16 protein-coding genes are annotated in these 13,742 nt (G+C 45.1%); 12 read left to right on the top strand and 4 right to left on the bottom strand.

Annotation, left to right across the window (positions count from 1 at the left end):
- Both AB4Z45_RS20650 and AB4Z45_RS20655 read right to left on the bottom strand, forming a co-directional pair.
- On the bottom strand, positions 1-294 hold a 294-nt coding region (locus AB4Z45_RS20650; RefSeq protein ID WP_441911279.1), incomplete at its 3' end, for a transposase.
- A gap of 696 nt (positions 295-990) precedes the next feature.
- Complete coding sequence (locus AB4Z45_RS20655; protein WP_441911280.1) at positions 991-1,131, bottom strand: hypothetical protein; 141 nt, start codon at positions 1,129-1,131, stop codon at positions 991-993.
- A 488-nt stretch (positions 1,132-1,619) separates the two neighbouring features.
- On the opposite strand from AB4Z45_RS20655, the gene AB4Z45_RS20660 reads away from it, so the two are divergent.
- The 3 genes from AB4Z45_RS20660 (at position 1,620) to coaD (ending at position 3,928) form a co-directional block, all read left to right on the top strand.
- On the top strand, positions 1,620-2,333 hold the full coding sequence (locus AB4Z45_RS20660) for a hypothetical protein (protein ID WP_441911281.1): 714 nt from the start codon (positions 1,620-1,622) through the stop codon (positions 2,331-2,333).
- Positions 2,334-2,841: 508 nt separating this feature from the next.
- A complete protein-coding gene (gene rsmD / locus AB4Z45_RS20665; RefSeq protein ID WP_441911282.1) occupies positions 2,842-3,438 on the top strand; it encodes a 16S rRNA (guanine(966)-N(2))-methyltransferase RsmD in 597 nt (198 codons plus the stop codon).
- The gene (gene coaD, locus AB4Z45_RS20670; protein ID WP_076268326.1) at positions 3,425-3,928 is read left to right on the top strand and encodes a pantetheine-phosphate adenylyltransferase; all 504 of its coding nucleotides are present in this window, start codon (positions 3,425-3,427) and stop codon (positions 3,926-3,928) included. Before rsmD ends, coaD begins: the two co-directional genes overlap by 14 nt.
- Positions 3,929-3,967: 39 nt before the next feature.
- Here the strand turns inward: coaD and AB4Z45_RS20675 are convergent, their stop codons facing one another.
- Entirely contained in the window at positions 3,968-5,239 is a 1,272-nt protein-coding gene (locus tag AB4Z45_RS20675) for a nucleoside recognition domain-containing protein (protein WP_441911283.1), read from the bottom strand.
- A gap of 208 nt (positions 5,240-5,447) precedes the next feature.
- Here AB4Z45_RS20675 and AB4Z45_RS20680 point away from each other — a divergent pair, with 208 nt between their 5' ends.
- On the top strand, positions 5,448-6,503 hold the full coding sequence (locus AB4Z45_RS20680) for a YlbL family protein (protein ID WP_441911285.1): 1,056 nt from the start codon (positions 5,448-5,450) through the stop codon (positions 6,501-6,503).
- Between the two features lie 20 nt (positions 6,504-6,523).
- Here the strand turns inward: AB4Z45_RS20680 and AB4Z45_RS20685 are convergent, their stop codons facing one another.
- The gene (locus AB4Z45_RS20685; protein WP_441911287.1) at positions 6,524-7,774 is read right to left on the bottom strand and encodes a nucleotidyltransferase; all 1,251 of its coding nucleotides are present in this window, start codon (positions 7,772-7,774) and stop codon (positions 6,524-6,526) included.
- A gap of 161 nt (positions 7,775-7,935) precedes the next feature.
- Here AB4Z45_RS20685 and AB4Z45_RS20690 point away from each other — a divergent pair, with 161 nt between their 5' ends.
- From AB4Z45_RS20690 to AB4Z45_RS20725, 8 genes are all read left to right on the top strand, one after another.
- Positions 7,936-8,457 (top strand): YceD family protein, encoded by a 522-nt coding sequence (locus tag AB4Z45_RS20690; protein ID WP_054029020.1) that lies wholly within the window; start codon positions 7,936-7,938, stop codon positions 8,455-8,457.
- A 38-nt stretch (positions 8,458-8,495) separates the two neighbouring features.
- The gene (gene rpmF, locus AB4Z45_RS20695; RefSeq protein WP_006036546.1) at positions 8,496-8,669 is read left to right on the top strand and encodes a 50S ribosomal protein L32; all 174 of its coding nucleotides are present in this window, start codon (positions 8,496-8,498) and stop codon (positions 8,667-8,669) included.
- Between the two features lie 277 nt (positions 8,670-8,946).
- Positions 8,947-9,543: a transcription factor FapR gene (gene fapR, locus AB4Z45_RS20700; RefSeq protein ID WP_054029019.1), complete on the top strand. Its 597-nt coding sequence runs from the start codon at positions 8,947-8,949 to the stop codon at positions 9,541-9,543.
- Positions 9,527-10,516, top strand: a complete 990-nt coding sequence (plsX, locus tag AB4Z45_RS20705; protein ID WP_430054995.1) for a phosphate acyltransferase PlsX — start codon at positions 9,527-9,529, stop codon at positions 10,514-10,516. Before fapR ends, plsX begins: the two co-directional genes overlap by 17 nt.
- Before the next feature lie 9 nt (positions 10,517-10,525).
- Positions 10,526-11,512 (top strand): beta-ketoacyl-ACP synthase III, encoded by a 987-nt coding sequence (locus tag AB4Z45_RS20710; protein ID WP_441911290.1) that lies wholly within the window; start codon positions 10,526-10,528, stop codon positions 11,510-11,512.
- A gap of 134 nt (positions 11,513-11,646) precedes the next feature.
- Positions 11,647-12,585: an ACP S-malonyltransferase gene (gene fabD, locus AB4Z45_RS20715; RefSeq protein ID WP_441911292.1), complete on the top strand. Its 939-nt coding sequence runs from the start codon at positions 11,647-11,649 to the stop codon at positions 12,583-12,585.
- A 15-nt stretch (positions 12,586-12,600) separates the two neighbouring features.
- Positions 12,601-13,350: a 3-oxoacyl-[acyl-carrier-protein] reductase gene (gene fabG, locus AB4Z45_RS20720; RefSeq protein WP_441911293.1), complete on the top strand. Its 750-nt coding sequence runs from the start codon at positions 12,601-12,603 to the stop codon at positions 13,348-13,350.
- A gap of 91 nt (positions 13,351-13,441) precedes the next feature.
- Positions 13,442-13,675 (top strand): acyl carrier protein, encoded by a 234-nt coding sequence (locus tag AB4Z45_RS20725; protein WP_053375686.1) that lies wholly within the window; start codon positions 13,442-13,444, stop codon positions 13,673-13,675.
- Positions 13,676-13,742: the final 67 nt, after the last annotated feature.

Genomic DNA, 13,742 nt, shown 5'->3' on the forward strand with positions numbered 1-13,742 from the left:
GGTTAATCCTAAGCCCAAAAACCAGCGATAAGCCAGATTAGTTTGCACTTCACGTTCCAACTGACGCTCCGAACGAATCCCATAGAAGTAGCCTAGGAAAATCATCTTAAAAAGTACAAGTGGATCAATAGCAGGACGTCCATTATCCAGCGAGTAAAGATGGCGTACCTTTTCATCAATAAATGAGAAAACGATATACTTATCGATCTTCCGAAGCATATGGTCAGTAGGAACTAAATCCTCAATAGAAACCAATTCAAGGCTTTGTTGTTTTTCGCGATTAGAACGCAGCATAGACGACACCTTCCATTCAAACGAGTTAATACCATTATAACATATTAACGCGGTGTCGTAATAAACTATGCAGGTATAAATATAGCTGTCGAGACTTTCTCGACAGCCTGGGGGCTGTCTCAAAAGTGTTCGTATGACATGAGAACATCCCATTTAACACGTGAAAGGACCTCGAAATCCACTACAAAGTGGAGGTTTAGGTCCTTCTTTTAGAAGGTATTTGATTCCAAGTGGGGCTCAATAAATCCGAAATCAACTTTTGGGACAGCCCCTTTCTTATCTCGGTTAGATAAATAAAAGCAAATTAAGAGGATGAACATCAATGTTTAAACAATGGATATCAGTAGATGTAACGGAAGATAGAGAAATTGCAGCAATAATAGGAGCTGCAATTGCTCCATAGGTCTCTTTGATTTACGGGAATGGTCGGTTAATACCGATATTGCTCTTAATTGTTGTCATCGGTTTGGACTGGGTAACTAGCATTTCGGCAGCACTAAAAGATAAAACATTTTCGTCTTGCAGTAGATTTAGGGACTGTATATACAGCTAAATTACGTGCATTCGGGGGAAAAATGATGTACCAATCGAGCATCCTCGAGTGCAAATGTAGTAAAAACAGAAAGACGTCAACACGTTTTATCGGATATGAATGATATTTCTTATGATGATACTTTGGATTTGGGTATGTCCAAATCAGCTTGATGCTGGATCAACAACGATACCAAAACCAGCCTTCAAAAATTCAATGATTTTATTAGCATCCTCTTTAGTCATCTGCGGTTTCACCTGCGGTTTAATTATTGGCGTCGGCTGCAACTTAGCTGCAACCCGCAATTTAAAAATCACCCAGACTGAATTAGAATTGTCTTATACTGTGATGGTAATAAAATTGGAGAGCAAACATTAGAGGTCATTATACAGAAACAGGTGAGTTAATCGTGGCAATCGCTCAAATCATAGATATTAAAAAGGTATGTATGACAACACCAATACTACGCTATTTATTTGCGTCTGAAGAGGTTAGTATGATTCCTGCCCCAGATCAACCAAGCGGCCAGCCTACACAATAAACGAAAGCATTAACCAATCCTTTGGCATAATCGCCACTCTCGCATATTTCAATGCCGATTGATGTTCGGTGTGGTGTTGCGTTCAATAAAGAGAATAATGTATCTCACAATTTTTCCTTAAAATTTTTTTTATATATTATAGTAATTAGGAACTGTGAATTTTGGAGTATTTATGAATTTAGTGGATTATGTGAAAGATAATGAATTAATAGAGAATTAATACGTGAAATATTACAAAATGGTGGGTGAAGTATGAAAGAACAACTATTCAAATATTACAAGAATGAAGGTTCAAATTACGCATTAGTGTTCTCCTATATGAAAAAATTCTATAATTTCTACATAATTTTTTTAATATTCTTTTTACTAATAAGCTTATCTACAGTAGTTTCAGTACTGTTTATTAAAATCTCTCTTTTATGGATTATATGGTCTCTATTTATTATCTCGTTATTAATTTCTACTATTCTTTTGCTCCACAAAACACTAAATAGTAAGGCTAGGAGAATAATAAAGCAGGAACACTCAATTACTCCCGATCTTAAAGATTGGCAGTCAACAACATTTGAAATACAAGTTCATTTAATTTCTGAGTATCTAATAGAACATGATTTATATTATAGGTGGAAAATAGAAAAGCTAATTGAAGCTTATAAGCTAGAAAATGAAAAAGGGAAATTACCCCCTTTAATCGCCCCGGGGATAATTTTAGCTGTGTCTATTCCAAATCTCACTCAATTACTAAGTCGCATTTATGATTACGAGTTTTTCAGTGTCCCCAGTCCATACATTGAAATTGTGATTTTCTTAACAGTATTAGTTTTGTCTATGGCTATAGTTGCTACGATTACTATGCTTAGTCGAATGAAAGATGATTTAACAGAAATGATAGTTAATAAGGACCGTTATAGAAGAGTTCATCTTATAAACATACTTGATGATGTCATGATTCAAATGAGGGAGTAATTTATAAAATTAATTACTTTCTTTAAAAATTCTGAAAGTGCAACCTATAGTACGCGAGTTAATCCTTAAGGTACATAGAAATCAGCTTGTCTGAGAATCCAGCGATCAAAAGCTTAGATAGTTATTTGGTTATTAATTTTGGTGGACAATTGGTGGACAATGAATTCGATTGTATTCAATACAAATCATAAAAGACCTTATTATACTGGGGATTAAAACAAAAAATCGGGCGCCCCTTTCGGAGCGCCCTTTTCATGGGAGAGGAGAAACCGGACGAAGAGCTTATGGGGAAACGTAAGTCTTCTCCGCGGTTGTCTACGACATCTTGCGACGCCGATAAATTTATTTTGTCCTTATTACTGGTAAATATACTTGTTCAGAATGAAAAAAATATCCTAGCGCAGATATAGGCTGGCGGCGTCCTCAACTTTCGAGATGCAACTGCTTTATTATGAACGGGATTCTATGGTACGATAGGCGGGAATGAGATAGAAGGGGGCAATTGCAAGTGAGAGTCATTGCGGGCGAGGCCAAGGGCCGCACGCTTAAGGCTGTGCCTGGTATGAATACGAGACCGACAACGGATAAGGTTAAGGAAGCTATTTTTAGCATGATCGGACCTTATTTTGACGGAGGAATAGCGCTGGATCTGTTCGCAGGTACAGGTGGATTGGGTATTGAGGCTTGGAGCAGAGGCATAGAACGTACTGTTTTTGTTGATCGGGAAAGAATAAGCATTGATACGATTCGTCAAAATGTTGAAACGGCGAAGATGGGAAGCGCTGCTGAAATTTATAAAAATGATGCGGAGCGCGCATTGAAAGCGCTAGCGAAGCGGGAGCAAAAGTTCCGGCTTGTTTTTCTTGACCCGCCATACAAAATGATTACGATGGATAGTCTTATGACACAGCTTGCCCAAAATCAGATGCTTGAGCCGGATGCGATTATCGTAGTCGAGCACGATGCAGCTCACCGTTACCCGGAGAAGCTGGAATATTTTGACCAACTGAAGCATGCGAAATACGGGGATATTGCCGTTTCTATATATCAATATTACAGCGATGACAGTCATCAAGACGGGAGTGAATCCGATGTTAACGAATAAACAAGAGCGCGTTGCTGTATATCCCGGCACGTTTGACCCTGTAACTTATGGGCATTTGGATATTATTCGAAGGTCTGCCAAACAATTTGATCGGTTAATCGTTGCTGTATTGAACAATTCGAGTAAAAATCCTTTGTTCAGCGTGGAGGAGCGCAAAGCGCTGCTTACCGAAGTGACGCGCGATATTCCAAATGTGGAAATTGACAGTTTCCGGGATTTGCTCGTTCGATTTATGAAAACACGGCAAGCTAATGTCATTATTAGAGGCATTCGTTCAGTAACTGATTTTGAATACGAGCTGCAGCTCGCTTCAACTAATCATTTGCTTGATGATGAAATAGATACGATGTTTATGATGACGAATCCGAAGTATTCCTACTTAAGCTCAAGCATCGTCAAAGAGATCGCACAATTTCACGGCGCAGTGCATGAGCTGGTACCGCCAATTGTGGAGAAGCAGCTAAGAGAGAAATATAACTCGAAAATTTAAATAAATGTTTGAAAAAGCCATTGTTTATCTTATTTTGGATTATATCGATTTACCTGTTCTCCGAAATGGCAGTAGAATGAGGGATACAAACAGTCCCATAAAAGTAAGTAGGATACAGGCTGATATGGAGAACTGCCATAAAAATGGTAAATCATTTGCGTTTATGATCTCAGCGACAGTGTGTTGTATAGAGTAAGGATCAGATGGCGCCAACGTTGGCGTTGCTCCAGGTGCGAGTATCGGACGAAGCATTGAAGTGAGCGGCTTCCACAGAATGATCATAAATACACAGGCATGGAGAGCATGAATGATTCTCCATAATGCGAATGGGAGCAGCTTAAGGTCCGTCCCTGTAATCGAATATCCAGCTTGTAAAATGCCGCTTAGTCCGCTCCATGCAAGCACAGTCGCGATAGCGGCAGCATTCCCGAGCATGCCAGCTCCAGGAGCATCCCAGATTGCAGCCGCATAAGCACCCATATGACCTTCAAAAAAAGCTTGGCTAATAAAGCTTAGCCCAGCCTTATCCAGCCAAGGAGAGAACAGCGGCTCTGATAATTTTGCAAGCACAGCAGCAAAAATCATAAATCCGCCGATCATCATAAGCTTCTGAACACTTGCTGCAACAGAGTCTCCAAGCGCTTTGCCGAAGCTGCGCCCATCCTGCTCTCTTCCGAGGCGAAATGCCTCTGCTGCACGATGAAGGATGGTGCTGCGATGCTCCGCGTCATTGGCTGTAGCTGATTGTTTATGACCTAGTTGCTGACCTGGCTGTTCCTGATCTGACCGCTCCTGACCAGGCTTTTCTTTACGGCTGAACAGCGTCATTATAAACATGACCCATAGCGCGGATATCCATACGGCTGCAGCAATAATGGCACCTACAATGGGCTTGTGCAGAAAGCCTGCGCCGATAACGACAAGCATAAATAATGGGTTTGGCATATGAGCGAGGGCTAGCAGCCGCTGGCCCTGTTGTTTTGTCACGACGTTTCTTTTGCGTAAGGAAGCTGTCGCTTCTGCTCCCGCGGGATAACCGCCCATCCAACCAAGAACTATCGCAAGCGCGGCTTCACCTGGCAGTTTAAACAGTCGGCTCATCAGCGGCTGGAGCAGAGAGCCTAGCGCATGTGTGAGCCCGAAGGCTGCAATAAGCTCAAACAATACGAGAAACGGCAATAAACCGGGGAATACAATGTTCCACCAGACGGTGAGTCCTTGAAGCGAGGCTTGAAACGCAGCATCTGGCTGAATGATGATGGCAACAACGAGCAATACGGACAGGAACGCTAACATAACTGTTTTAGCCAATGCTACTCCACTCCTTTAATCTGCTGCAAAAATACAAATGATGCGACACGCCGAAATGCAGGGCTAGGGCATCATGAGATGGACAATCATATACGTTAAATAGTACGCGTATAAAGTCATGGATAGACCATTTGGAGCAGCTTGTCTGCCTCAGAATAGTTAATGCTATATTTGACTGGCAAATTGGAAGTTTGAACGGGGTGTGCGATTGCAAAAACAACGATCAGATTTTCGCAGAATAGCAACGATCGCTGTATCGACAGCGGCTTTGATGTGGGTATTGTTATATGCTCCAACGCCCTATGTTGTTTATGAGCCGGGGATTGCTGTCCCTGTTAAACCGATGGTAACGATTGAAAAGGGAGACGCTTTAGGAAAAGGCGACTTTTTGCTGACAGCAGTGAAAATGACGGAGCCTAATTTCTTGCGGACTTTTCAATCGATGTGGAATTCGAATATGGATGTTCATCTCAAACGAGATGTGCTGCAAGGTTACACAAAAGAAGAGTATGCACAAAGGCTAAGCATCATCATGCAGGGCTCGCAAAACAATGCGATTGAAGCTGCTTATCATTACGCAGGTTTACCCTATGCAAGCAAGCTGAACAGCTTTGTTATTACGGAAGTAAACCCTATCGATCACCCTTTGAAAAGTTCATTCAAAGCAGGAGATAAGCTTTTAGGCATACATGACGAAAAACCGCCGAACAGCTTGGCGGATTTGTTTGAGTCACTTAAAGCTTATGATAAGCAGCAAAACGTTTTATTTGATGTGGAGCGCAAAGGGCAGCAACTACAGGTTTCTTACTCATCGGATACATTAAAATCGGTCTCGACTAACGAGCAGCTCTTGAGTGTTCTGGGCATCGTAAACTTGACGGAACAACGCGGCTTGGACCCATCGGATCACAATAACCGCATCAGTATAAAAGTAGGCGATATTGGGGGGCCATCAGCCGGTCTCGTTTTTGCTTTGCAAGCTCTGGATCTGCTAACGAACGGTGATTTGTCGGGAGGTCATCGAATTGCGGCGACAGGCACGATTACTCCACTCGGAGAGGTCGGAGCTATCGGCGGAATAAAGCAAAAAGTTGTCATTGCAAGCGAGGAAGGCGCGGAGCTGTTTCTTGTTCCTTCTGATAACTATAAGGATGCCGAGGCGAAAGCAAAAGCGCTTAACGCCTCGATGAAGGTGGTCAGCGTAAGTACGTTGAAGGAAGCTGTGGAGCAAGTAAAAGTTTATCTCACTGGGAACGAAAGGTAACTTTCAATTATTTAATTCGATTAGGAATCGATGGTTACGGGTCTTTCCGTAAAATCACGGAATAACGATTGAGGGGCATGAATGCCCGGTACGCCTAGTGAATAGACACTGCTCGCTTGTGTATCAAGCTCCAAATAACGGAAGGGCTTTGGTGCTCTTGCTGCACTCAGCAGCACAGGCAATTTGGCACAATTTCGCATGCGTCGCAATAAAAGCTTGCCTTTTTCCGTAAAACCAAGCACTCTTATATATTCAACACCCGAAGCAAGCTTATCCGGTGTGAAATCAGATTTCTGATGTCCAAGCAGAATAGCAAGAAGTGAACGCTGCAGCTTCGTTCTCGTATAGCGCTTCGTTTTTAAAGCTTCTAGCAGGTCATCGAACTGGCGCGAGGGCAGCTTGGGAAGGGCATTCAAAATGCGATGCTCCAATCCTTCTGTCATCTCATGCAGGTTCGAAAGTTCATATGACGAGCGAGTTACAATCGCGTGAAGCAGCGCATTCGTAAAAGGCTCCCAGCTGATCGGGCAACGTCCGCTTTCCCATTCCTGCTGCAGGATTCGCGTTGTGGATTCCGGTACATAAGCGCGCGCTTCCTCAAGAGAGCGTTTCTCGAGCAGCAGCTTGCGGATTGCGGTCGCGCTTGCGATTTGGCTGTCGGTTGCGGTTTCTTGATTGTACTGCGCTTTCTCACGTGTGATCGTGTGCGGCTCCATTTTGCCGCCTAGCCGTTTCAGCGCAAGCAAATAATGGAGCGCTAATGTATGATTAGGAAGCGCGAATGGAAAATTAGCGGCAGAGGAATAGCCCTGATCCGATAAGTAGATGGTGATGGCGCTGCTATACGCGTTCGGATAACTAATTCCCGTTTGAAGCAGCTGCTTCAATAAGGCTTTAAAGGCTGGCGGCTCGTTTGTAATGAGCTCTGCTGCCTGTAGCAGCGGCTCAAGCTCACCGTTTTCCGTTCCGAAGCAGAAGCTGTCAATGACGCCTGTCGCCTCTAATAAGGACACAGCGCCATAGGCGAACCACTCTGCGGCCTGTGTTGCGTAAGCAACCGGCAATTCAATGACAAGATCGCAGCCGCCTTCAAGCGCCATGCGTGTTCTAGCCCATTTATCCAGCAGGGCGGGCTCGCCGCGTTGCAGGAAATGGCCGCTCATGACGGCAACGACGGCGTCAGATTGCGTTATTTTGCGCGATTGTTGCAAATGATACAAATGTCCGTTGTGAAATGGATTATACTCGACAATGAGCCCGACGGTGCGCATTCGCTTGATCCTCTCTCTGTTAAATGTTGGTTGTTTCACTATAGCATAGAGAGGGAGCACAATCACGGTCTGCATCAAGTGTTATTGAAAAACCGTGTGAAAATGTTGACAAAACAGTAGTCTGATAGATATAATAATCTTTGTTTGTTTGGGGTGATCTGATGCAGTTTCATATTCAAGAAACAATGTCCAAAGGGTTGAAAACTACAATCGACGAACAGCTCGATGTTAGTGACCTTTTTAAAGGACGCCAAGATGTTTATCGTACGGGACCTCTCCATGTATCGCTTCAGGTAACTGGGCACGAAGAGTTTATCGAAGTGGATGGCAAGCTTGCCATCGATCTCGAGCTTGCCTGCTCACGCTGCCTTGAACCGGTAAAGGATCATACGGTTATTCGATTCTCTGAAGTATTTAAGCGGGCTACGTCTGACGAAGACCGTGATGAGGATATGGAAGAGGAAGAGAGTGATTTCATTGAAGTAAATGCGGACAGACTGGACTTGAAGCCTTATGTGGAAGAAGCACTTCAACTGTTCATGCCTTTTGCGCCGCTTTGCAGCAATGATTGTAAAGGTCTCTGTCAGACTTGCGGACAGAACTTAAATGAGCACAAATGCAGCTGCTCCACGGAGAAGGTTGATATCCGTTTTGCAGCGCTAAAGGATCTATTTAAGGAATAAGAGTAGTGCTGATTGAATTTTTGAAGGAGGTGTTAAATATGGCAGTACCTCAGCGTAGAACATCCAAGACTCGCCGTGATAAACGTCGTACGCATTTCAAACTTGCAGTACCGGGCATGGTGAAGTGTGAGCAATGCGGCGAGCTGAAATTGGCTCACCACGTATGCAAAGTTTGTGGATATTACAAAACAAAAGAGATCATTTCCCAATAAGAAATGATGTCTGGGATAGCACTTCATCCAAGTGGTGAAGTGCTATTTTTTTGTTCATATCGATTCGTATGACGCTAGTGAATGGATGAAAAAGCAGTTATATTTTTATGCAACATTGCGCTCGAGCGTATTTTTTTATATACTTAATTAGTACCAGGTGATAATATCAAGCAACATACATATACTAATCGTACTGATGCCTCACGAGGCCGCGGAACGGATATAAGATTGTCTATCATTCACTATTTGGTAAAAGGTGGTGCCGAACATCGAACGAATGCCCAAACGGCAGCGGCATCAGCAGCTTGCCCGACACATTGATGAAAATCCTTTTATAACGGATCGGGAACTGACTAGGTTGCTCAAAGTAAGCATCCAGACGATACGCCTTGACCGGATGGAGCTTGGTATACCAGAGCTTAGAGAACGTCTGAAGCTGATGGCAGAACGTTCATACGACTCCGTTCGATCGCTCGCATTGCACGAGGTGATTGGTGATATTGTCGATTTGGAATTGGACAAGAGCGGCATCTCGGTATTCGAGATTCGTGAAGAACATGTATTCTCCAGAACGGGCATTGCACGCGGTCATCACGTATTTGCACAAGCAAATTCACTTGCCGTTGCTATTATAGATGATGAAATTGCACTTACCGTAACAGCGGACATTAGATTCATTCGACCTGTTAAGCTTGGGGAGAAATGTATTGCCAAGGCTTATGTTCGTTCCATTTCGGGCGAGCGAAGCAAGGCGAAGGTAGAGCTGTTCACATATGTCGGAGACGAAATGGTGTTCCAGGGTAACTTTGTTATTTATCGGTCCGCGGGAGACACAGATGCTGAAGGAGGAGACGTACGTGCGGATCGCTATTGATGCTATGGGGGGAGACAATGCCCCTGGCTTAATTGTGCAAGGAGCGCTTGACGCGGCGGCGCAGTGGCCCGATACAGAGCTGCTGCTCGTTGGTGAAACGTCTGTTATTGAACCGCTCATGAAAGGGCAGAAGCCCGCTAATATAACCATTTGCCATGCTGATGAGGTCATTGGTCCAGATGATGAGCCTGTTAAAGCGGTGCGCCGCAAAAAAGGAGCATCCATGGTCGTTGCTGGACAACTCGTTCGTGAAAAGCAGGCAGATGCTATGCTGTCAGCAGGCAATACTGGCGCTTTGATGGCGACTGGACTTCTTGTTGTCGGTCGAATGGATGGAATCGAACGGCCCGCGCTCGCTCCTATGATGCCTACGATGGATGATGTCGGCATTCTTACGCTTGATTTGGGAGCGAATATGGATGCAAAGCCGGAGCATCTGCTGCAATATGCAATTATGGGAAGCATTTATCGTGCCAAGGTTCACGGACTGGAGAAGCCGAGAGTTGGGCTTCTGAACGTGGGAACTGAAGCGATGAAGGGCAATGAGATGGCTAAAGCGGCTTACGCTTTGCTTGAGCAAGCTCCAGTGAATTTTATCGGCAACGTTGAAGCAAGGGATGTTCTAAATCGAAATTGCGATGTCCTTGTTTGCGACGGTTTTGCCGGCAATATTATGCTGAAAGCCATGGAAGGCGCCGCGGGTACGATTTTTGATTCGCTTAAGGACGCTTTCGGTCAGACGCTGTTAACGAAGCTTGCTGCGGCAATCATGCTTCCTAAGCTGCGTGTGCTTAAGAAGAGAATGGACTATAAGGAGCATGGCGGTGCACCTTTGCTTGGACTGAATGGCCTTGTAGTAAAATGCCACGGCTCCTCGGATGCCCTCGCTGTGAAAAATGCCGTAAGACAGGCTCGCAGCGCCATTCAAGGACAATTGATTGAAACAATCGCATCAGAAATCAACGGGAAGTGAGTGTGCGAAATGGGTTTACATCCTGTCGGAATAATTGGTACTGGTAAATACGTGCCAGAACGTATTTTATCGAACAAAGAGCTAGAAGCAATGGTTGAAACAAATGATGAATGGATTGTTACTCGCACAGGCATTAAAGAACGCCGCCTAGCTTCAGCGGAAGAAGCAACATCCGATCTTGCGCTGCATGCATCGCGTGAAGCGATTGCCGCTGCTGGCCTTACGGCAGAAGATATCGATCTCATTATAGTTGCTACAATTACGCCTGATATGTTTTTCCCTTCGACTGCCTGCTTGCTTCAAGATAAGCTGGGAGCAAAGCAAGCGGCTGCGTTCGATTTGTCGGCTGCTTGCTCCGGGTTTATATATGGACTAGCGACAGGAACGAGTATGATCGCCAGCGGCATGTACAAGAATGTGCTTGTTGTAGGCGCTGAGACGCTATCGCGAATTACTGATTACACGGATCGCAACACATGCATATTGTTCGGTGACGGTGCAGGTGCAGTTGTGCTTGGACCGGTTGAAGAAGGCCGAGGCTTCCAATCGTTTGTGCTTGGCGCAGACGGAAGCGGTGGAGACCTGCTGAAGGTTCATGGAGGCGGATCACGCGTTCCAGCATCGGAAGAAAGCATCCAGTCGAAGCAGCATTTCATTCATATGGCTGGCAATGATGTATTCAAGTTTGCGGTTAGAATTATGGGCAGCGTGGCTGAAGAGGCTTTGCAGAAAGCTGGCCTAAACAAAGAAGATATTGATCTCCTTATTCCTCATCAAGCGAATATTCGGATTATCCAGTCCGCTTTAAACAGACTAAGCTTGTCGGAAGATAAAGCGATGATTAATTTGGACAAATACGGTAATATGTCATCGGCATCCATTCCAGTTGCACTGGCTGAAGCCGTTGAGCAGGGTCGTGTGAGTGAAGGAGATCGCCTTGTGCTTGTAGGTTTCGGCGGCGGCCTGACATGGGGAGCTTCGGTTCTGGTATGGTAGTATGAAAGCAGCAGCTTTTTGAAAAAATAAGACGTTATAAGTTTTCCTCTTATGACGAGCTTACATATCACCGCGAAACGAGCTATACTGTCTGATGCAGTTCGAGCCGTATACGTGTGTAAGGGGGAAACGTTATGAGTAAAATAGCATTTGTTTTTCCGGGGCAAGGCGCACAAGCTGTCGGAATGGGCAAAGACGCATATGATGCGTTTGATCGTTCCCGTGCGATTTTTGAACAAGCGGATGAGGCACTGGGCTTCTCATTAAGCCAGATTATTTTTGAAGGACCAGAAGATACGCTTAAACAAACGGCGAATACACAGCCAGCACTGCTTACCGTTAGCGTTGCGCTATTGGAAGCGTTGGAAGGCCGGGGTCTGAAGCCGGATTTTGTTGCTGGGCACAGTCTTGGGGAGTATAGCGCGCTTGTCGCTGCTGGAGTCCTATCCTTTGAAGATGCTGTTCGTACTGTCCGTGCTCGCGGTCAATTTATGGAGCAAGCTGTTCCTAGCGGCCAAGGCGCAATGGCAGCAGTGCTCGGCGCTGAACGCGATACGCTCGCAGCGCTTTGTGCGGCAATTACCGCTGAAGGCTCGGCTGTTGAGCTTGCAAATGTGAATTGTCCTGGTCAAATTGTGGTGTCAGGTACTGCAGCAGGTGTTGATGCTGTTGTCCAGCGCGGCAAAGAAGAGGCTGGAGCTAAGCGGGTTATTCCTCTTGAAGTAAGCGGTCCATTCCATTCATCCCTAATGAAGCCTGCAGCTGTAAATCTTCAAGCGACATTAGCTGATATAGCGATGAAGGATGCTAATGTTCCTGTTGTGGCGAATGTCACTGCCAATGCGGTAACATCGGCGGATGAGATACGTGGTCTGCTCGTAGAGCAGGTGTGCTCACCTGTCCTTTGGGAAGATAGCGTACGTTATTTAGTCGAGCAGGGCGTTGATACATTTGTGGAAATCGGGTCGGGAACGGTGCTTGCCGGCCTGATCAAAAAAGTCGACAAAAATCTACGCGTCATCTCGATTAACAGCATCAGTGCGCTTGAAGCGCTGCAGGTGAATGAACAATAGGATGGAGGGGATTCGATGTTTGCTAGCTTGGAAGGAAGAAAAGCACTCGTAACAGGCGCATCGCGGGGCATTGGCAGATCGATTGCTATTGCCCTCGCCGAGGCAGGCGCGGATGTTGCCATTAACTACTCAGGCAGCGAAGCGGCAGCAGTTGAAACGGCGCAAGCTGTAGAAGCACTCGGTAGACGCGCTATTGTTATTAAAGCTAATGTTGGCAAAGTAGATGAATTTGACGCGATGGTCAAGGAAGTCATCGAGCAATTCGGAGCGGTTGACATATTAGTGAATAATGCGGGCATTACAAGAGATAATTTAATCATGCGTATGAAGGAAGACGAGTTTGACCAAGTCATTGAAACCAACTTAAAAGGGGTTTTCAACGGCATTAAAGCGGTCACTCGCTCTATGATGAAACAACGCTCCGGCCGAATCATCAACATTTCTTCTGTTGTTGGTGTGCTCGGAAACCCTGGGCAGGCTAACTATGTTGCAGCCAAAGCTGGTGTCATTGGTCTTACTAAGGCTAGTGCCCGCGAGCTTGCGTCACGCGGCATTACAGTTAACTGTGTAGCCCCAGGATTTATTCAAACCGAAATGACGGACAAGCTGCCGGAAGAAATGCGCCAATCTTTATCTGGCCAAATTCCGCTTGCCCGTCTCGGTGATCCGAGCGACATCGCAAACGCAGTCCGTTTTCTTGCTTCGGATGCTTCAGCCTATATGACTGGACAGACGATTCATGTGGACGGCGGTATGTATATGTAACACCAGATAATTCGGCAATAATGAATTAAAACGGTTACGTATGGCATTTTATCTTTAATTCTCGTATAATACCATGGAGGAGGTGAACCGGATGTCCGAAGTAGTAGATCGCGTAAAACGTATCGTCATCGACCGACTAGGCGTAGACGAAGCGGAAGTTACACTTGAAGCTTCATTTAAAGATGACCTCGGCGCTGACTCTCTTGATGTCGTTGAATTGGTCATGGAGCTAGAAGACGAGTTTGATATGGAAATTTCTGATGAAGATGCTGAGACAATCACCACTGTGGGAGAAGTAGTTAAATACATACAATCTCATACGTAAGAAGGACAAGTCCCGTTTTTAATAAACGGGACTTCTCTCCATCTAGGCAGTTTCCTGCATTACACTT

The organism is Paenibacillus sp. MCAF9 (assembly GCF_052114265.1).
Classification (GTDB): domain Bacteria; phylum Bacillota; class Bacilli; order Paenibacillales; family Paenibacillaceae; genus Pristimantibacillus.